This window comes from Embleya sp. NPDC050154, assembly GCF_044460165.1.
GTDB lineage: Bacteria > Actinomycetota > Actinomycetes > Streptomycetales > Streptomycetaceae > Embleya.
In genome coordinates, this window is record NZ_JBITJP010000037.1 from 26,252 (window position 1) to 45,916 (window position 19,665).

General features: G+C 70.7%; 19 protein-coding genes. 10 read left to right on the top strand and 9 right to left on the bottom strand.

The genetic code is table 11. From position 1 onward, the window contains the following. Positions 1-35 precede the first annotated feature (35 nt). The 8 genes from ACIBSV_RS45480 to ACIBSV_RS45515 all read left to right on the top strand — a co-directional run bounded on the left by ACIBSV_RS45480 (position 36) and on the right by ACIBSV_RS45515 (position 10,092). Complete coding sequence (locus tag ACIBSV_RS45480; RefSeq protein ID WP_395873404.1) at positions 36-629, top strand: NADPH-dependent FMN reductase; 594 nt, start codon at positions 36-38, stop codon at positions 627-629. An 84-nt stretch (positions 630-713) separates the two neighbouring features. After that, the gene (locus ACIBSV_RS45485; RefSeq protein WP_395873405.1) at positions 714-2,270 is read left to right on the top strand and encodes an MDR family MFS transporter; all 1,557 of its coding nucleotides are present in this window, start codon (positions 714-716) and stop codon (positions 2,268-2,270) included. Positions 2,271-2,340: 70 nt separating this feature from the next. Then, positions 2,341-3,345, top strand: a complete 1,005-nt coding sequence (locus ACIBSV_RS45490; RefSeq protein ID WP_395873466.1) for a methionine synthase — start codon at positions 2,341-2,343, stop codon at positions 3,343-3,345. Between the two features lie 82 nt (positions 3,346-3,427). Then, positions 3,428-5,641 (top strand): NAD-dependent DNA ligase LigA, encoded by a 2,214-nt coding sequence (gene ligA, locus ACIBSV_RS45495; protein WP_395873406.1) that lies wholly within the window; start codon positions 3,428-3,430, stop codon positions 5,639-5,641. A gap of 132 nt (positions 5,642-5,773) precedes the next feature. Then, positions 5,774-7,882 (top strand): putative bifunctional diguanylate cyclase/phosphodiesterase, encoded by a 2,109-nt coding sequence (locus tag ACIBSV_RS45500; protein WP_395873407.1) that lies wholly within the window; start codon positions 5,774-5,776, stop codon positions 7,880-7,882. A 211-nt stretch (positions 7,883-8,093) separates the two neighbouring features. After that, complete coding sequence (locus ACIBSV_RS45505) at positions 8,094-8,705, top strand: hypothetical protein (RefSeq protein WP_395873408.1); 612 nt, start codon at positions 8,094-8,096, stop codon at positions 8,703-8,705. A 140-nt stretch (positions 8,706-8,845) separates the two neighbouring features. Further along, positions 8,846-9,379: a SigE family RNA polymerase sigma factor gene (locus ACIBSV_RS45510; RefSeq protein WP_395873409.1), complete on the top strand. Its 534-nt coding sequence runs from the start codon at positions 8,846-8,848 to the stop codon at positions 9,377-9,379. Next, the gene (locus ACIBSV_RS45515) at positions 9,376-10,092 is read left to right on the top strand and encodes a hypothetical protein (protein WP_395873410.1); all 717 of its coding nucleotides are present in this window, start codon (positions 9,376-9,378) and stop codon (positions 10,090-10,092) included. The genes ACIBSV_RS45510 and ACIBSV_RS45515 overlap by 4 nt, the downstream gene beginning before the upstream one ends. A gap of 95 nt (positions 10,093-10,187) precedes the next feature. Here the strand turns inward: ACIBSV_RS45515 and ACIBSV_RS45520 are convergent, their stop codons facing one another. The 4 genes from ACIBSV_RS45520 to ACIBSV_RS45535 form a co-directional block, all read right to left on the bottom strand. After that, positions 10,188-10,610 carry a VOC family protein gene (locus ACIBSV_RS45520; RefSeq protein WP_395873411.1) on the bottom strand — a complete coding sequence of 141 codons (423 nt, stop codon included), beginning with the start codon at positions 10,608-10,610 and terminating at the stop codon, positions 10,188-10,190. A 559-nt stretch (positions 10,611-11,169) separates the two neighbouring features. Beyond that, the gene (locus ACIBSV_RS45525) at positions 11,170-11,427 is read right to left on the bottom strand and encodes a DUF397 domain-containing protein (protein ID WP_395873467.1); all 258 of its coding nucleotides are present in this window, start codon (positions 11,425-11,427) and stop codon (positions 11,170-11,172) included. 3 nt (positions 11,428-11,430) lie between these two features. Then, the gene (locus tag ACIBSV_RS45530; RefSeq protein WP_395873412.1) at positions 11,431-11,625 is read right to left on the bottom strand and encodes a DUF397 domain-containing protein; all 195 of its coding nucleotides are present in this window, start codon (positions 11,623-11,625) and stop codon (positions 11,431-11,433) included. A gap of 4 nt (positions 11,626-11,629) precedes the next feature. Then, positions 11,630-12,445, bottom strand: a complete 816-nt coding sequence (locus tag ACIBSV_RS45535; protein ID WP_395873413.1) for a Scr1 family TA system antitoxin-like transcriptional regulator — start codon at positions 12,443-12,445, stop codon at positions 11,630-11,632. Positions 12,446-12,574: 129 nt separating this feature from the next. Here ACIBSV_RS45535 and ACIBSV_RS45540 point away from each other — a divergent pair, with 129 nt between their 5' ends. Then, a complete protein-coding gene (locus tag ACIBSV_RS45540; protein ID WP_395873414.1) occupies positions 12,575-12,799 on the top strand; it encodes a hypothetical protein in 225 nt (74 codons plus the stop codon). Between the two features lie 219 nt (positions 12,800-13,018). Next, complete coding sequence (locus ACIBSV_RS45545; protein WP_395873415.1) at positions 13,019-14,209, top strand: amidohydrolase family protein; 1,191 nt, start codon at positions 13,019-13,021, stop codon at positions 14,207-14,209. On the opposite strand, the gene ACIBSV_RS45550 is transcribed toward ACIBSV_RS45545, so the two are convergent. From ACIBSV_RS45550 to ACIBSV_RS45570, 5 genes are all read right to left on the bottom strand, one after another. Then, positions 14,206-15,060 (bottom strand): DUF6585 family protein, encoded by an 855-nt coding sequence (locus ACIBSV_RS45550; RefSeq protein WP_395873416.1) that lies wholly within the window; start codon positions 15,058-15,060, stop codon positions 14,206-14,208. The two genes, ACIBSV_RS45545 and ACIBSV_RS45550, sit on opposite strands and share 4 nt — an antisense overlap. Before the next feature lie 819 nt (positions 15,061-15,879). Beyond that, positions 15,880-16,992 (bottom strand): tRNA 2-thiouridine(34) synthase MnmA, encoded by a 1,113-nt coding sequence (gene mnmA / locus ACIBSV_RS45555; RefSeq protein ID WP_395873417.1) that lies wholly within the window; start codon positions 16,990-16,992, stop codon positions 15,880-15,882. Positions 16,993-17,247: 255 nt separating this feature from the next. Then, positions 17,248-18,435 (bottom strand): cysteine desulfurase family protein, encoded by a 1,188-nt coding sequence (locus ACIBSV_RS45560; protein ID WP_395873418.1) that lies wholly within the window; start codon positions 18,433-18,435, stop codon positions 17,248-17,250. Positions 18,436-18,448: 13 nt separating this feature from the next. Further along, complete coding sequence (locus ACIBSV_RS45565) at positions 18,449-18,691, bottom strand: hypothetical protein (protein WP_395873419.1); 243 nt, start codon at positions 18,689-18,691, stop codon at positions 18,449-18,451. 273 nt (positions 18,692-18,964) lie between these two features. Then, a complete protein-coding gene (locus ACIBSV_RS45570; RefSeq protein ID WP_395873420.1) occupies positions 18,965-19,639 on the bottom strand; it encodes a trimeric intracellular cation channel family protein in 675 nt (224 codons plus the stop codon). Positions 19,640-19,665: the final 26 nt, after the last annotated feature.

Consider the following 19,665-nt stretch of genomic DNA (forward strand, 5'->3'; position numbering starts at 1 on the left):
CAGATACGTTGTACACACAACATCAAGGAGCCGGCATGCCCGCCACCACCCCCCTGCGCCTCGCGGTCATCGTCGGCAGCACCCGGGACGGCCGTTTCGCGCCCATCGTGGCCGAGTGGACCCGCGCCCACGCCGCCGGTCGCGACGATCTGACCGTGGACGTCGTCGACCTGATCGAGACCCCGCTGCCCACCGTGTTCCCGGCCTTCGGGCAGCCGCCGGCACCCGGCACCGCCGAGTTGCTCGCCGAGGTTTCGCCCCGGCTGGCCGCCGCCGACGCGTTCGTGATCGTCACGCCGGAGTACAACCACAGCTTCCCGGCCGCGCTGAAGAACGCGATCGACTGGCACAACCGGGAGTGGCACGCCAAGCCGGTCGGCTTCGTGTCCTACGGCGGGGTCTCCGGCGGCCTGCGCGCGGTCGAGCAGCTTCGGGTCGTGCTGGCCGAGTTGCACGCGGTCACCGTGCGGGACACGGTCAGCTTCCACGGCCACTGGGACAAGTTCGACGCCGACGGCAAGGCCGTCGACCCGGCCTCGGACGCCGCCGCGAAGACCATGCTCGACCAACTCGTGTGGTGGGCGCACACCCTGCGCGACGCCAAGGCCGTCCGCCCGTACGCGGCCTGACTCCTCCACGGCCTTCGAGCCCGACGACCCTCCCCGAACCCGACGACGCCTACGAACCCGACCACCCGCCACGAGGGAAGCGCCATGTCACACGAATCCGAGACCCCACCCGGCAAAATCCCGTTCGGCGTCGTCGGCCTGGTCCTCGGCATGTTCCTGGGCATGCTCGACGGCACCATCGTGGGCACCGCGCTGCCCACCATCGTCGGCGACCTCGGCGGCTTGGACCGGCTGTCCTGGGTGGTGACCGCCTACCTGCTCGCCGCCGCCGCGACCACACCGATCTGGGGCAAGCTCGGCGACCTCTACGGTCGCAAGGGCGTGTTCACGGCCTCGATCGGCGTGTTCCTGGTCGGCTCGATGCTCTCCGGGATGGCCCGGGACATGAACGAGTTGATCGCCTTCCGCGCCGTCCAGGGACTGGGCGCGGGCGGACTGATGGTCGGCGCGTTCGCGCTGATCGGCGTGCTCGTACCGCCGCGCGACAGCGGCCGGGTGCAGGCGCTGTTCGGCGCGATCATGCCGATCGCGCTGATCGGCGGGCCGCTGCTGGGCGGTTTCCTCACCGATCACCTGGATTGGCGCTGGGCGTTCTACGTCAACGTGCCGATCGGACTGCTCGCGCTCGCCATCGTCGGCTTCGGCATCCGGCTCGACACCGTGCGGATCAGGGCCCGGATCGACTACGCCGGCGCCGCGCTGCTGACCATCGGGATCGTCGCGCTGACCCTGCTGGCCGGCTGGGCGGGCACCACGTACGCGTGGACCTCGCCGCAGATCCTCGGCCTGGCCGCGCTCACCGTCGTCACGCTGGCCGCCTTCGTCCCGGTCGAGCGCCGCGCGGCCGAACCGATCATCCCGCCCCGGCTGTTCGCCGATCGCAACTTCGCCGTCGCACAGGTGCTCGGCTTCCTGGTCGGGGCGGTGATGATGGCCGCGAGCAACTACCTCCCGCAGTACATGCAGTTCGTCCGAGGCGCCTCGCCCACGGCGGGCGGGCTGCTGCTCCTGCCGCTGATGTTCGGCATGCTCGGCGTACAGATCGCCTGCGGCCGACTGATCAGCCGCACCGGTCGCTACCGCCTCTACCCGATCCTGGGCGGCGCGGTGATGATCGTCGGCGCGCTCGTGCTGCTCGGCCTGGGCGTGCGCACACCCACGGCCGTGGCCTCGGCGCTGACCCTGGTGATCGGGGTGGGCGTGGGCTTCGTGATGCAGAGCACGATCCTGATCACCATGAACAGCGCCGACCCGCGCGACCTGGGCGCGGCGAGCGGTACCGCGACGCTCGCCCGGACGATCGGCGGCTCGCTCGGCGTCGCGCTGCTCGGCGCGGTGTACGCGCACCGCTTCGAGGCCGGCCTGGGACCGGAGCACGCCGGCGGAGACGACCCGACCCCCGCCGCGTTGCGCGAGTTGCCCGCCGCCACGCGGGACGCCTTCCACACGGCGGTCACCGGCGGTCTGCACGGCGTGGCGATCGGACTGGCGATCCTGTCCGCGCTCGCGTTCGCCTTGTCCTGGTTCGTCCGCGAGGTCCCGCTGCGCTCGGCCGCCGACGCACCGGCCCGACCCGGCGCGCCGGACACCACACCGGACACCGCCGCGCCGGCCGGCGGCACACGAGCCGCCTCGAACTAAGCTTCCGGGCGTGGACACCCCAGAACGTACTTCTCCCCGGCCACCCGGCAGCGCCACCGGGGTCGGTTCCATGCCCGGCGAGGACATCCGCGAGACCGTCAAGATGGTGCTCGGTCTGCTGACCGACCTGCCGCACCTGCCCGAGCTGCCCGCTCGCGGTCCGGGCGCCGACCTGACCGGCCGCTCGGCCGGGATGCTCGTCGACCTCTACACCGACGTACAGCCCTCCGGGTGGCGCTTCGTGGACCGCCCCGGGCGCGACCACCGCCGGGCCCGCTCGTACCTGGGCCAGGACTTGGACGCCCTGGAGGAGTTCACCCAGGGCTGGACCGGTCCGCTCAAGCTCCAGGTCGCGGGCCCGTGGACGCTCGCCGCCACGATCGAACTGACCTACGGCGACAAGGCGTTGGCCGATCCGGGGGCGTGCCGGGACCTGGCCGTGTCACTCACCGAGGGCATCCGGCTGCACGTGTCGGAGGTGGCCCGGCGGATCCCCGGCGCCGACCTGGTGCTGCAACTGGACGAGCCCGCGCTGCCCGGCGTGATCGCCGGCGACGTGCCGACCGCGAGCGGCTTCGGCCGGCTGCGCGCCGTGGACAAGGCGGTGGTCCGCGACACCCTGCGGGACGTGATCGCGGGCGCGGGTGTGCCGACGATCGTGCACTGCTGCGCGCCCGGCACGCCGATCACGCTGCTGCGCCAGGCCGGCGCGGCGGGCGTCTCGCTCGACGTCTCGCTGCTTCAGCGGTCCCAGGACGAATCGATCGGCGAGGCGGTCGAGGCCGGCTTCCGGCTCTTCGCCGGCGTGGTGCCGAGTCTGCCTCCGGAGAGCGACGCGTCCGAGGTCAAGCCCGGTGTGGGAGCGCGTCCACTGTCCGACCCGCCCGGTACCGTCAGGTCTGTCGGAACGTTGTGGAACAGGCTCGGTTTCCCGCCGGAGTCCCTGGCCGAAGCCGTCGTGGTGACCCCCACGTGTGGCCTCGCCGGTGCCTCTCCGGCGTACGCCCGGGCCGCTCTGTCCCACAGCGTGGCTGCCGGCCGGGTGCTTCGGGACGACCCCGAAGGCGCCATGTAGCGAAACGCGGCGGCGCGCCTCGGCGACCGCCCGCGGGACGCCACGAACCTCATTCGAACTGGTGGCGCTGGAGGGCGACGACGTGGCTGGTGCGACGACCGGAGTGGACGAGATCCCGGCCGAGGTGCGCGAACGCGCCGCGACCCTCGCCCGTGAGCTGGAGGAGCACCGCTTCCGCTACTACGTGAAGGACGCGCCGGTGGTCAGCGACGGCGAGTTCGACGCGCTGATGCGGGAGCTGGAGGCGATCGAGGAGGAGTATCCGGCGCTGCGCACGCCGGATTCGCCGACCCAGAAGGTGGGCGGCACGTACTCGACCGACTTCACCTCGGTGGACCACCTGGAACGCCTGCTCAGCCTCGACAACGCGATGAACGAGGACGAGCTCGACGAGTGGGACGACCGGCTCACCCGCGAGTTGGGGACGGGGTCGTTCCACTATCTGTGCGAGCTGAAGATCGACGGGTTGGCGATCAACCTCCTGTATGAGAACGGTCGGCTGGTGCGCGCGCTGACGCGCGGCGACGGCCGCACCGGTGAGGACGTCACACCGAACATCCGCACGATCGCCGAGATCCCGACGAGGTTGCGCGACGACGGCGGCCACGACGTACCCGAGTTGGTCGAGATCCGGGGCGAGGTGTTCTTCCCGATCGAGAAGTTCGACGAGCTGAACGCGCGCCTGGTCGAGGCCGGCGAGAAGCCGTTCGCCAACCCGCGCAACGCCGCTGCCGGATCGTTGCGGCAGAAGGACCCCCGGGTGACCGCGTCCCGCCCGCTGCACATGATCGTGCACGGCATCGGCGCCCGTCGGGGCTTCGACATCGACTGTCAGTCGCACGCGTACGAGCGCCTGCACGCGTGGGGGCTGCCGACCGCGCAGCACAACAAGGTGGTCGACACGATCGAGGAAGTGAAGGAGTTCGTCCGCTACTTCGGCGAGCACCGCAACTCGGTCGAGCACGAGATCGACGGCATCGTGATCAAGGTCGACGAGATCCCGATCCAGGGCCGGCTCGGCGCGACGTCGAAGGCTCCCCGGTGGGCGATCGCGTTCAAGTACCCGCCCCAGGAGGTCAACACCAAGCTGCTCGACATCGAGGTGGGCGTCGGCCGCACGGGCCGGGTGACGCCGTACGCGGTGATGGAGCCGGTGGCGGTGGCGGGATCGGTGGTGGCCCGCGCGACGCTGCACAACCAGCAGGTGGTCAAGGCCAAGGGCGTGCTGATCGGCGACACGATCGTGCTGCGCAAGGCCGGCGATGTGATCCCGGAGATCCTGGGCCCGGTCGCCGACCTACGCGACGGCAGCGAGCGCGAGTTCGAGATGCCGGCCACGTGCCCGGAGTGCGGATCCGAACTGCGCGCGATGAAGGAGGGTGACATTGATCTGCGTTGCCCGAACGCGCGCTCCTGTCCGGCCCAGTTGCGCGAGCGGATCTTCTACCTCGCCGGCCGCAAGGCGTTCGACATCGAGGCGCTCGGCTACGAGACCGCGGTCGCGCTGACCCACCCGCACGCGGGCCCGTCCGTGCTCGACACCGAAGCCGACCTGTTCCACCTGACGGCCGATCAGCTGCGTGACGTGCAGATGCTGCGCAAGGTCAACCGCAAGGGCGCGGCCGAGGACGAGAAGGAACTCGTCCCCTACTTCTGGTCGAAGGCCACCTACGACAAGGAGGGCAATGTCAAGAAGCCCTCCGAGCCGAAGGCCAACACGCTCAAGCTGATCGAGCAGTTGGAGAAGGCAAAGACGCAGCCACTGTGGCGCGTGCTCACCGCACTGTGCATCCGACACGTCAGCGACACCACCGCCCGGGCCATCACCAGCGGCTTCCACGACCTCGATCGGCTCGCGGCGGCCTCCGAGGAGGAGATCGCGGCGGTCGACGGTGTCGGCCCGATCATCGCCAAGGCGGTCACCGAGTGGTTCGCCGAGGAGTGGCACCGCGAGATCATCGAGAAGTGGCGCGCGGCCGGCGTACGGCTCGCCGAGGAGGGTTCGGACGAGGAGAAGGCTCCCGGCCCGCTTGACGGAATTGTGACGGTCGTCACCGGAACGCTTGTCGGATTCACCCGGGACAGCTCCAAGGAGGCCCTGGAGCAGCTCGGCGCCAAGGTGACGGGTTCGGTCTCGAAGAAGACCGACTTCGTGGTTGTCGGCGACAATCCCGGCTCCAAATACGACAAGGCCGTGCAACTGGGGCTGCCGATCCTCGACGACGAGGGCTTCGCGGTGCTCTTGGCCGACGGGCCCGAAGCGGCCCGTGCGTGGGTGGCCGAGCGTGCCGGCTGATAACCCTCCCTAGCGATGCCGGAACGACCTACCCTGGGCGGGAGCTTGCCCACCCGGCGGGCTCGGTGCCCCACAGGCGTACCCGTCCCGGCGCCCGGGATGCCGCCCGACGAGGCCGCAGGGAGCAGGCGCATGGGTCGGATCGGCAGGACGGACCTGTCGCGACTGGCGCGACCACGCGCGTTCTTCATCCACACCGGGTTGGTCGCACTGGTCGGCGTGTTCGCACTCGTCGTACCACCCACGATCGCCCTGGCAGACGGTCACTGTCCGGTCCCGCTGACACCCGGCGTGTGGATCATGCTCGCGTTGGTGTCGATCGACGGCGTGTACACGGCGCTCACGCGCCGGGGGTTGTACATCCCCGGCGCCATGCCGTCGATCGCCATCACGTTCGGCCTGCTGCTCGTGCACGGGTGGCAGGTCGCCGCGCTGTGGCAGGCCGTTCCGGTCCTGGTCTCCGGCCTGCTCAGAGGCGATTCGTGGTGGCGGGTGGGCTACACGATGGGCCACTACGTACTCGCCTTCATCGCCGCCGACGTGGTGCTCGGGCTGTTCGGCATCGAACCCGGTCCGGACGAGGCACGCGGGCTGAGCGTGGTGGACTTTCCCGTGGTCGCGCTGGCCGGACTCGCGATGGCGGCCGTGTCGCAGACGTCCGGGTGGCTGGCCCGGGCGAGTTGGCGCGGGACGAGTGTGTTCACGCTCGTGCGCGCCGAGTTGCGGCAACGGGTGGTCTCGCACGGAGCGCTGATCGGCCTGTCCCCGCTGATCGCCGTCGTGGCCGCAGAACAGCCTTGGCTGCTCCCGCTGTTCGTGGTCCCGCTGCACACCCTCTACCGCAGCACGATGGTGCGTTTCGACCGTGAGCAGGAGTCGCGGCACGACGCGCTCACCGGCCTGCCGAATCGGCGGTTGTTGCTGGAGCGCGGCGAGGAGGCGCTGGGCCGGGCCGGCGGCCGAGGTGGCCGGGTCGCCCTGCTGCTGCTCGACCTGCACCGCTTCCACGAGGTCAACGACACGCTCGGACACGTCGCCGGCGACCGGCTGTTGCAGCAGGTCGGCGCGCGCCTGGAGACGCTGGTCCGCCCCGGGGACACGGTGGCCCGCCTCGGCGGTGACGAATTCGCCCTGCTCCTCCCGGGGTTGGACATGGGCGCGGATCGGCAGACCGCGCAGGAGGTGGTCCTCGGGCTCGCCCATCGCATCGTCGATCGCCTCGGCGAGCCGTTCGACCTGGACGAGTTGACGCTGGACGTCGAGGCCAGCGTCGGCGTCGCGATCTTCCCGGATCACGCCTCCGACGTGCTGGGACTGCTGCAATTCGCCGACGTGGCGATGTACTTGGCCAAGCGCTCGCGCAGCGGAGTGGAGTTGTACGACGACTCGCGCGACGTGAACACCCGGGACAAACTGCTGCTACTCGGTGATCTGCGGCGGGCCCTGGACAACCACGAGGTCGAGTTGCATTACCAGCCGAAGATTCGGCTGGCCGACGGTCGGGTGGACGGCTGCGAGGCGCTGGTGCGCTGGCGGCATCCGACCCGGGGTCAGGTCTCGCCCGAGGAGTTCGTACTACTGGCCGAACAGACCGGGCTGATGCCCCGACTCACCCGCTACGTGGTGGACGTCGCGCTGGACCAGGTGGCGCGTTGGCACGCGGAGGGCATCGACGTCCCGGTCGCGGTGAACATCTCCGCGCGCGACATCCATGTGCCCTCGTTCGCCGACTCGGTGGCGGCCGGGTTGCACGAACACGGGGTGGCGGCGGGCGCGTTGCAGTTGGAGATCACTGAACGGGTGCTCCTGGAGGAACCGCAGCGGGCCGCCGAATCACTCGACGCGCTGCGCCGGTTGGGCGTGCGGCTGTCTCTGGACGACTTCGGCACCGGCTACTCCTCACTCGTGCACCTGAGGCACATCCCGGTGAGCGAGATCAAGATCGACCGGTCGTTCGTGGCCCGCCTGACCATGAACGAGGAGGACGCCGCGATCGTCTGCTCGATCGTGCAACTCGCCCACTCGCTGGGTTTGCGCGTGGTCGCCGAGGGCGTCGAGGACGAGGCCACCTACCAGCGTCTGCGCGAACTGGGCTGCGACGCGGCCCAGGGCTGGCTGATGTCCAAGGCGCTGCCGAGCGACGAGGCCACCGCCTGGCTGCTGCGCCACGGCGCGGGCGCGCACGCCACGCCCGCGGTGCCGACCGAGATCCACCACCACCGCCGGGCGGATGTGAGCTGAGTCCTCGGCGCGGGCGGAGGTCCGGTCTCGCCGGTCCTAGGGATGGCGCGCGTCGGTGCGGCGGTGCGGCGGTGCGGCACCACGACTGGGGGCGCGAAAAGATCCGTCCTCGGCCGAGCAACGATTTCCGGGATCGGTCCCGTCAGGAGGGGTGGCCGGGTCGACGATCCGGCCCAAGTCACCTGCTCGGCACGACAATCGGAGCCTTCTGATGACGATGACCTCGACCACGCGGCGAAGCCGCACCCGCATGCTCGTCGCCGCTCTCGGCGCGGCGGCCGTGGTCGCCTTGGGCGGCGTGGCGTTCGCGTCCGGCGACGACACCCCGGCCGATCCGGCCGATCCGCAGCCGAACCGAGTCGCCGCCGCGCCCGCCGCTCCCGCCGCTCCCCTCGTGTCCTCGCCGGCGCGCGTGGTCGAGCCCGAGGAGCGGATCGACGTCGGCGGCGGCAACTCCACGTGGCTCACCACGGAGGGCTATCACTTCGTCCAGAACGCGGCCCAGCATGGCGCACAGTTCGGCAAGGCCGTCCTCTTCAGGGGCTTCCCGGTCGGCACCGTCGACATCCGCGCGTACGAGGGTCGGGGATCCAACCTGTACACCGGTGCATACCGAGGCAACGGCGTGGTCGCCCGCGTGACCGTGGAGGTGGCGGGCCGGACGCTGGAGGCGAAGCTGCTGACCCTCGCGGGCTCCCCGGGCTGGTCCGCGTTCTATGTCGACGGCCCCGTGGTGCCCCTCCCGCAGTCGAAGTGGGACCCCCCGTTCACCGCTCCCGTCAAGGTCTACGCGGCGGACGGCACCGTGCTCGCGAGTCTGTAGAGACGCTCGACCGGACCCCTCGACCGAACGCGCGGGGGTTCGCGCGATGACGTGCCGGTATGCGAGGCGAGCGCTCGCCTCGCATACCGGCACGCCGTCCGATCTCCGGCGCGGCCGGGCCATCCAGTTGAGGGAATCGCTTGAACACCACGAAGGACGCGGAGTTCCGGGACTTCATGACCAGCCGCTGGTCGCACCTGCTGCGCACCGCGTTTCTCCTCACCGGCGGCCATCACCACGATGCGGAGGACCTCGCCCAGAGCACGTTGGCCAGGGTCTACGCGAAGTGGGAGCGTGTCCGGCGCACCGAGAACATGGACGGCTACGTCCGGCAGATCATGGTCAACGTGCACACCGATCGGCATCGGCGACACCGCGTCCGGGAGTGGATCACCGCCCGGGTACCGGACGTTGCCGCCTCGGACCGAACCGGCCGGCTCGCCGACCGCGACGTATTGCTGACGGCTCTCGCCCGCCTGCCCGCCCGACAACGCGCCGCGGTGGTGCTGAGCTATTTCGAGGACATGTCGCAGGCGGAGGTCGCCGCGGCTCTCGGGGTCGGACTGGGCACCGCAAAAAGCCAGGTCTCCCGGGGACTGGCGAAGCTGCGCCAGGACGGCGCGTTGCACGGTCTCCGGAACACGGACGCGCTGACGAAGGAAGAAGCCCGGTGAACGAGGACCACGACGTACTGCGCGCGATGCTCGGCGAATCCGCCGCCCGGGCCCCGGTGGTCGTCGCACCGATCGAGGCGACGATGCGCCGCGGCCGAGCGCTGCGCACCCGGCGTCGGGCCGCCGGCCTGGCTGCGACGGTGGCCGCGCTCGGCGTGCTGGGCCTGGGCCTGGGCCTGGGCGGCGTGCTTGGCTCCTCGCCGTCCGCACACCGGTCGGCCGTCGCGCCGGAGCAGACCCGCCGACCGCTCCCGCCACCCACCGTGCAGCCATTCGTGCTGGCCGCCGACCAGCGCGTCGACACCGGCTTCCGGCACAGCACGTGGCTCACCGCGGATGGCTACCACTTCGTGTCGAACGCCGCGCTCACCGGCAGCCAGTACGGAGAGGCGGTCCTGGATCCGAGGTCGCACCCCGGTGACGTCGATCTGCGGGTCTTCCAAGGCCCCGACTCGACTCTGTACACCGGTGCCTATCGCGGCGCTGCCCCGGTGGGCCGAGTGTTCGTCACCGTGAACGGTCGGACCCTCGAAGCCCAAACCCTCACCCTCGACGGAAAGCCTGGTTGGTTCGCGTACTACCTCGAAGTACCCACGGCCGAGACCCGCTTCCCGACGAGCACACGCGAAACGCCCGACGGTGCCGACGTCTACACCGCCGACGGTACATTCCTCACCCACACGTCCTTGACCGACCCGACCGTCAACCTGTGACGGGGCTGCGTCGCCCGGAAACGGGCGACGCAGCCGGGTGGTTCGTCAGGCCGGTGGTCGGCGGGGGTCGACCCGAAGGAGCATCGGGGGCCGCCTCACTGGGCTTCGGCCGCCGCCCGCTCTCGTTCCAGCACCGCGACGCGATCCGCCTCGCTCGCCTCGATGCAGAACTCGTTGCCGGCCGGGTCCTCGAAGACCACCCAGCCCCGGCCGTTCGGCTTGCGCCGGTCGTCGACGATCACGCCGCCGAGCGCGAGCACCCGCTCGACCTCCTCCTCGCGCGAACGCCCGGGCTCCAGGTCGAGGTGCACCCGGTTCTTCAGCGTCTTCGCCTCGGGCACCCGCACGAACAGCAGCGTCATCTGTCCGGCGGGCGTGTCCAGAGCGACCTCGTCGTCACCGGGCGAGTCGTCCGCGTGCACCGGAAGATCGAGCACCTGCCCCCAGAACCGCGCGAGTTCATAGGGCTCGTGCGGCGGAGCGCAATCGAAGGTGATGTGCCGGATGGTGGAACCCACGCGATCTCCCAAGGCTGGAGAAGGAACCGAACGCCCCTACCGAACACCAAAGCGAGCAACTCGGCTCGGGAATTTCGCGAGCAACTCGGCTCGACAAATTCGCGGCACCGGCGCCAAGCGGTGGTGACGAGACCGACCGAGAGACGCAGGATCGCGGGTGGGGTGGCCGGGTAGTGACGACCGCACGGCGGGTCACTCCGCCCGAACGCGGCGCGGGCCGGCCGTGCCCGGAGACCGGCCGTGCCCGGAGGCCGGCTGGTTGCCCGGAGGCCGGCTGGTTGCCCGGCGCTCCGCGCCGGGTTGCCTGTCCGCTCCGCAGCCACGGTCGAGTCGCCGCTCCGCGACGCGACGCACGTCCCCTACGGGGCCGGACGACGTCCGTGCGTTCGACCCTCTGGTCACCGTTGTCCTGGAGTATCCGGGAAGCCGGATCCGCCGACTGACCGCTGCTCGGGGCCGCAACCACAGCAGCGCGCCGAACGCGACAACGCAACCGAACCCCAGGCCGGCCACGCCTGAAGACGCCCCGGGCCTGGGGCTCGCCGGTTGCGTTGATTCGTCAGGACTTGCGTACACGGTCCAGCAGGGCCGACCACGAGGCGGGCGCGATGGTGAGGTGACCGAGGGCGGGCGCCTTGCTGTCGCGGACGGGAACGGCCGCGAAGCCATCGGCAACCTCGACGCAGTCGCCGCCGTTGTTGCTGCTGTAGCTGCTCTTGCGCCAACAGTTGGGCGTGCTGCCGGACAGAGGCTCACGGTTCCTTTCGCGGGCGATCCGGGCTTCGCCGCCTCGAAGTAGGCGGCAAAGCGCGGTGATTCGTCACGCCGGGTACAGAGAAACCAGCAGAGCCGTCCAAGAGGCGGGCGCGATGATGAGGTGACCGAGGGCGGGCGCCTTGCTGTCGCGGACGGGGACGGCCGCGAAGCCGTCGGCGACCTCGACGCAGTTGCCGCCGTTGTCACTGCTGTAGCTGCTCTTCCGCCAACGCCTGGCCAGGTCTGTGTTCGTGATCATGGGCTCACAGTTTCTTCAGCGTGGAAACGATCAGGTCGGCTGACTGCGTGGGCGAAAGAGCATCGGCAACGAGCAGATCGTAAGCTCGCTGAGCTGCCTTCACGTGCGCCGGCGCGGCCAGGATCTGCCCTTGCAAGAATCCGTCCACATAGACCACGTCTGGTCCTTCATCCAGCGTAAGCGCAGCGAATGGTCCGCCAACCCCTGCGTGGCCTCCGGATTCATATGCGAGTACCTGAATCACAAAGCGCGGTAGGCGCGCGAGCTCTACCAAACGTTCGAGCTGTTCGCGCATGACCTCCCTGTTGCCCCACACACGTCGAAGCACCGTCTCATCGAGCACTGCACGGAACTCGGGCGGATCCTCACGGTGGAAGATGCGCTGTCGTTGAATCCGCGCCGTGACTTGCTCCTCAAGCTCGTTCGGGTCCGGACGCCGCGCGGCATAGATCGCCCGCGCGTACCGCTCCGTCTGAAGCAATCCCGGAACAACCTGCACCTCGAACGACCGAATGATCGAAGCCGCCTCCTCCAGTTCGACGAACGGCCTGAACCACGCCGGGTACGCGTACCGGATCACCAGCGGCCACAGCCGCTGGAACCGGTCGCCCGTACCGAAGAGTTCGTCGGCCAGCTTCGAGAGGTCCTCCGTCGGCAACCGTTTGGCCGACTCGATCTTGTTGAGCAGCGATGGTGCCATCCAGGCTCGTTTGGCCATCGCGCGCTGAGTCATCCCGATCTTCTCGCGCTCGCGCCTGAACTCGGTCGCATAGAACGTGAGTACGGACGCCGAGGGGTCCAGTTCGGTGGCGGCGGACACATTGCCCCCATAAAGCGTTGAAAGCGAACGAAGTCAATCCCCGGCCCCTGCCGATCGTAAATGCCCACCGTCACGCTTGGCGTACAAACAGCAGCAATGAGTCCGCATGCCAACGAAAGGCGCATCGACATGAGCCACCCCCGCCGGGCGTCCGCCGCACCCCAACTCGCCTCCACCGAGGGCGATCCGTTCCCGGAACCGCCCGGCAGCGGCATCGTGATCGCCGTGTACTGGGTGGGGCCGGACGGCACGCGGGTCGTCGTACCGCCCCAACTCCACAAGCGTTCCTCGCGTGACCCGTGGCCGAGCACGAACCCGCCGTGTACGTGCTCGCCGGACTGCCCGATGCGGTGAACGACCCGTCGCCGCAGGGCGCACGACCCGCCGACCGGGCATGGGACCGGTGCGGCGGCCACCGCGCAGACCGGCCGCCGACGGGCGTCCGGTGCGCGGCAGGGGGTCGGGCCGCAGACGTCGGGCCCGGCCCCCGTTCGCCATCGATGGTCCGGGCCTTCCGGGTATTTCGCGACTAGGGTGCTGTCCCAGGGACCGACCCGAAGGGACGGGAACGACATGTTGGTGATCCGAGCCGCACGCGCCTTCGACGGCGAACGAGCGCTTCCAGGACCGGTGTCCGTCTTCGTGAAGGACGGTCGCATCGTCGGGCTGGAGTCCGGCGCATCCCCGATCCCGGACGGCTGGCGCCTGGTCGAACACCCCGCGGCGACCGTGCTCCCCGGCCTGTTCGACCTGCACAGCCACCTAGGCGGGGACAGTCGCGACGGCGCGCTCGACCGGCTGCCGGACTACTCCCCCGAGGAACTCGACGCCGTGATCACCGACTCGCTACGGCGCGAACTGGCCGTCGGGGTGACCGTGGTGCGCGATCTGGGCGACCGCGACTGGTCGGTGCTGCACCGGCGCGATCGGGCGGCGGACGGTCTGCCCACGCCGAGCATCCTGGCCGCCGGGCCGCCGATCACCAGTGCCAAGGGGCACTGTTGGCGCTTCGGCAGCGAGGTCGTCGGGCTCGATCAACTGCGCGCGGCCGTTCGGGAGCGGGCCGAGCGCGGTGTGGACGTGGTCAAGGTCATGGGCAGTGGCGGCACGATGACCCCGGGTACCGACGTGATGCACTGCCAATTCACCTTGCCGGAACTGCGTCTGGTCGTGGACGAGGCGCACGCCGCCGGGCTGCCGGTGACCGTGCACGCACACAACCTGCCCGCTGTCGAACAGGCCCTCGCCGCGCACGCCGACGGCATCGAGCACTGCACGTGCCTGACCGATCGGGGTGTGGAGATCTCCGACGACCTGCTGCACCGACTCGCGGCGCGGCGGATCGCCGTGTGTCCCACGCTCGGTACCGATCCGGACGCGCTCCCGCCGCCGGCGGTGCGGGAGTTGCTGGAGCGCATCGGAGCGACCCGCGAGGTCCGACTCGCCCACGTGGCCCGCGCACACCGGGCCGGGGTCCGCATCGTCTCCGGAGCCGACTCGGGGATCACCGCCGCCAAGCCGCACGGGAGCCTGCCGCAGGCGATCGCCGATCTGGTCGTCGGCGGCGTCTCGGCAGCCGAGGCCCTCGCCTCGGCCACCTCCGTCGCCGCCGACGCGGTCGGTCTCGGCGAACGCAAGGGCCGACTCCGCGCCGGCCACGACGCCGACCTCCTGCTGTGCGACGGCGACCCCCTCGACCGCATCGACGCGCTCACCGCCGTCACGGCGGTCATGGTCGGCGGCACCTGGGCGAACCTCGCCTAGGCCGTTCCGCTTTCGACTCGATGATCGGGAACCGCCGCCGGAGCGCCGACCTTCGCCGGATCACCTGCCCGCGACCGATTCCCGGACGCCTCCTGGCGCATCCTCGTCGCCAGGGCCACGAAGACCGACAGATTCAGGACCGCCTCCGCAGGGAGCGTGGCCCACGGCTTCCGGTCGCCGCGCCGATGGATTTCCAGCCAACCCTGTTTCACCGTGACCCGGTCGACCTCGCGCCATTCGAGCCGCTGATCGAGGCACCCGACGCCGGCGGGATCGAGGTGGGCCCCGAAGAAGTCGACCCGTTCGCCCACCTTGAGCCGGTCCCTGTCCTGCGGCAGCCGTACCCGCGTGAATGCCTTGTCCAACTCGTCGGCGAACCGGGCGGCCCCCTTGTACACGTCGTTCACTTCGATCTCGTCGCCCTCACGCGGAGACACCCAGAGTTCGTGGATGGTGGCGCTGGTGATCCCGGTCGTCACTTTCGCGCTGCGCCGCCGGATGCCGTCGATCTCGTCCCAGGTGTACGGCTCCGGTACCCGCCCGGCGACCTCCCGGACGATGCCGTGCTCGTAGTGGCCCACCCAGACCTGCGCCTGCCGTCTGGTGAGTGCGAGGAAAAGGAAGTACCCGGCCGCACCGAATATGGCGGCGCCCAGAATGAGCAGCGGCAGCGAGTAGTACCAGGCGCCTTCGGTTCGCTGATCCTCCACGGCGAACGAGATGCCCAGCCAGAGCACCGCCAGCCCGACCAGCGCCGGCAGCAGGACCACGATCCACGGGAAGCGCTTTGGTTCGGTCCACACCAGCCCCCGGCGCGGTCCGAGTTCGAAGTCCAGCGCGACTCCGCGCATGGCGGGCGGAACAGGGGTGGGACCACGATCCGACACGAGCCCCCCAAGGCCAGACAGCGAAGTGCCACCCTAGGGGCAGCGGAACTCGCCCAGGAAGAGCGAACCGACGCGTCGCTGACGGGGACAGCCCGACGCCCTGGGCCAGTTCGGAGCGCGGCGGGATCGGCCCAGGTGCGACCCCCGGCCCGGGGGCCGGCTTCGACGCATGGCGTGGCGGTTGCGATTGAGGCGGCTCGGGATGTGTACCCACCCGCTCCACCCGTTGCCTCCGGTGCGAAGGTTGGGGTTTCACAGGCACCGAGAAAGCCTGCTCCGGCCCCGCGGCCCCCGGTGTGCTGCCCGCAGCTTGGTGCACCGGCTGCGAGAACCAGTCGGGCGCTCCCTGGGTCGCCGAACCCGGTCGCGCCCCGCGGCCCCCAGCTGCCCGCAGCTTGGTGGATCGGCTGCGGGAACGAATCGGGCCTTCCCTGAGTCGCCGAACCAGGTCGCGCCCCGGCGCGTCAGCGCCCACGACCCCGGCGAGACCTCGTGATCGACGCGCGAAGCGCGGAGAGCGGCGGAGCCGCAAGTTTGGGCTTCGTGGCCCGGAGCGAAGCGGAGGGACACGAAGCCCCGAGCGAGGGGCCGCTTTTTTCTCGGAGGAGCGAAGCGGGGGAGAGAAAAAAGCGGTCCCTCGCGAGCCGGCGACGAAGTCGCCCAACAAGCAGCAACGCCGCCGAACACGACTCCGGCCACCCCGCCCCGCACCCCCCGCGACCCAGCCCCGGCGACCCAGCCCCCGCGACCCACCCCCACCCCGCCACCCCCGCGACCCAGCCTCTAAGCCGTCCCGTCGATCGTCGCCGACCCGATCACCCGCGTGCCGTCGTACAGCACCACGGCCTGGCCCGGGGCGATGCCGCGGATCGGCTCGGCCAACCGCACGCGGATCTCGTCGCCGACCGCTTCCGCGATCGCCGGCGTCTCCTCGCCGTGCGCTCGCACCTGGGCCGTGCAGGCCACCTCGCCGACCGGGACCGGACCGCACCACCTCGGGCGGATGCCCACCAGGCGGTCCACGTCCAGCGCCTCGATCGGGCCGACCGTGACGGTGTTGTTCACCGGTGAGATGTCCAGCACATACCGCGGCTTGCCGTCCGCCGCCGGGTGCCCGATCCGCAGGCCCTTGCGCTGGCCGATGGTGTATCCGTACGCGCCGTCGTGCTCGCCGAGCTTGGTGCCGCTCGCGTCCACGATGTCGCCGCGCTCGGTGCCCAGATGCTTGGCCAGGAAGCCCTGCGTGTCGCCGTCGGCGATGAAGCAGATGTCGTGGCTGTCCGGCTTCTGCGCGACCGCGAGGTCCCGCCGCTCGGCCTCCAGACGTACGTCGCCCTTCGTGTCGCCACCGAGCGGGAACATCGCGTGGGCGAGCTGCTCGGTGTCCAGCACACCCAGCACGTACGACTGGTCCTTGCCCATGTCCACCGAGCGGTGCAGCTCGCGCGAGCCGTCCGGGTGCTCGACGATCTGCGCGTAGTGCCCGGTGCAGACCGCGTCGAAGCCGAGCCCGAGCGCCTTGTCCAGCAGCGCCGCGAACTTGATCTTCTCGTTGCAGCGCAGGCACGGGTTGGGCGTACGGCCCGCCTTGTACTCGGCCACGAAGTCGTCCATGACGTCCTCGCGGAAGCGCTCGGCCATGTCCCACACATAGAACGGGATGCCGATCACGTCCGCGGCCCGCCGCGCGTCCCGCGAGTCCTCGATCGTGCAACAGCCTCGGGCGCCCTCGCGCAGCGTCGCGGGTTTCGCCGAGAGCGCGAGGTGGACACCGACCACGTCGTGTCCGGCCTCGACCGCTCGCGCGGCGGCAACGGCGGAGTCGACCCCGCCGGACATGGCGGCGAGCACCCGAAGGCGGCGGCCGTTGGCAGGGGGAAGCGTGTGATCAGACATAGCGCCTCAAGAGTACGTGGTCACTCCGCCGACCCCCGAGGGGATTACCCGAAGCCGAACCCCCGCCGAACCCGAACCCCAGCCCGAAGCCAACCCGAACCCGAACCCCAGCCCGAAGCCAACCCCCAGCCGAACCCGAACCCCAGCCCGAAGCCAACCCGATGACACCCCGAACCCGAGCCGACCCCGACCCGACCCGACCCCCGACCCGACCCCTGACCCGACCCTGACCCGACCCCCGACCCGCTCGCGGCCTTAACGCCGCGACGTCACCGACCCCGCAGAGCGGGCTCGGGTGACCACCGGCAGGATCGCCTCGGCCAGCTCCGCGACCTCGGCCTCGGTGGTGGTGTGCCCCAGGCTGAAGCGCAGCGACCCGCGCGCCCGGGCGCTGTCCGCGCCCATCGCGAGCAGCACGTGGCTCGGCTGCGCGACGCCCGCCGAACAGGCCGAACCGGTCGAGCACTCGATCCCGCGCGCGTCGAGCAGCAGCAACAACGAGTCGCCCTCGCAGCCCGGGAAGGAGAAGTGCGCGTTGCCGGGCAACCGATGCGCCGGGTCCAGTCGCCGATCGCCGTTGAGCTGCGCGTCCGGCACGGCCGCGACGATCCGGCGCACCAGTTCGTCCCGCAGCGCACCCACCCGCCGTGCGTATTGGGCCTGTTCGCGCACCGACTCCTCGGCCGCCACCGCGAGCGCGGCGATCGACGCGGTGTCCAGCGTGCCCGAGCGCACATCGCGCTCCTGGCCGCCGCCGTGCAGTACCGGTACCGGGGTGATGCCGCGCCCGAGCACGAGCGCGCCGCAGTTGCCCGGGCCGCCGAGCTTGTGTCCGGTGACCGTCATCGCGTCCAGCCCGGTCTTCGCGAAGTCGACCGGGATCTGGCCGACCGCCTGGACCGCGTCCGAGTGGAACGGGATGCCGAACTCGTGCGCGATCTCGACCAGCTCGGCGATCGGCTCGACCGTGCCGACCTCGTTGTTGGCCCACATCACCGACACCAGGGCCACCGACGCGGGATCGCGCTCTATGGCCGCCCGCAGCGTCTCCGGCTGCACCCGCCCGTCGCCGTCCACGTCCAGCCACTCGACCACCGCACCCCCGGCCGACTCCAGCCACAGCACCGGGTCGAGCACGGCGTGGTGCTCCACCGGGCTGACCAGTATCCGCCGCCGCGCCGGGTCCGCCGCGATCCGGGACCAGTAGATCCCCTTGATCGCGAGGTTGTCGGCCTCGGTGCCGCCCGCCGTGAAGACGATCTCGCTCGGTCGCGCGCCCAGCGCATGGGCCAGCGACTCGCGGGATTCCTCCACCGTGCGGCGCGCGCGCCGCCCGGACGCGTGCAACGAGGACGGATTCCCGAGGTGGGCAAGCTGTACGGTCATCGCCCGGATTGCCGAAAGGCGCATCGGGGTGGTCGCCGCGTGATCGAAGTAGGCCATCGCACTGCGCAGCTTAGTCGGGTACGCGTGGGCGCCGGCGCGGGCGGCCGTACACCCGTCCGTAGCGCGGCCCTCCGGGCAGGAATCGGCCGAGCCACAGGCGCCAGGTCGGCCGCGCGGCGCGCAGGTACGCGACGAGTCGCCGACGCCGGCTCCCCTCCTTCGGGTCTGGTTGTCTCGGCCGGTGGTCGTAGGTCAACGGCTGCTGGATCTCCCACACATCCTGGTGCAACGCGTGCCGGGGCCGGTTGGGCACGGTCCACTCTTATGAGTGGTGGCTTTCCGCCTGCCTGCCTACCGAGCCGCCGGGCCCCGGTCGGCGAAGCCGTCCCGGTCCCGGAGACGGGGACACGACCGGGTGTAGACAGACCGGCGGGACAGCCCGGCATTACGCAGCCCGGCTTACGCGGCCCGGCGGGACAGCCCGGCATTACGCAGCCCGGCTTACGCGGCCCGGCAGGCACAGCCCGGCGTTACGCGGCTCGGCGGCCACAACCGGGCGGACCCCGCCGCGCGGACCGCCGTGGGATCAACTCTCGTCGGCGCTGGTGCCCGAGTTCCGGCGCCACGCGCGCGGCGCCCGCCAGCCGCGCCGGAGCGCGAGTACCCGGAGCAGGAACGCGAAGGTCACCGCCGCCGTGGCGGTGACCGGCCCGAACAGGTCGAACTCGATCAGCGCGGCGGTGATCCCCGCGCCGAGCAGCGCCGGGAAGGTGTAGATCTCCTTGTCCCAGCGCAGCAGCGTGGGTACTTCACGGGCCAGCACGTCGCGCATCGCGCCGCCGCCGACGGCGGTGGTCACTCCGAGCGCCGCCGCCGGGATCGGATTCAGACCGTACGCGTACGCCTTCGCGGTGCCGGTGACGCAGAACAGGCCGAGCCCGGCCGCGTCCAGCACGTCGATCGCGGACATGATCCGCTCGACCTGCGGATGCAGGAAGAAGACCAGTCCGGCGGCGAGCAGCGGCGTGGAGAAGTACCCCAGATCCGTGAACGCCGCCGGGGGCACCGCGCCGATGATCACGTCCCGGATCACCCCGCCGCCGAGGGCGGTCACCTCGGCGAGCAGGACGATCCCGATGACATCGAAATTCTTCCGAACGGCCATCAGCGCGCCGGCCGCCGCGAACACGAAGATGCCGATCAGGTCCAGGACCTGTTGGAGCGTGTGATGGAAGATCTCTGGCGGCACCTCGGGCGACATACCGGATGTTCTACACCGCCCGGGAC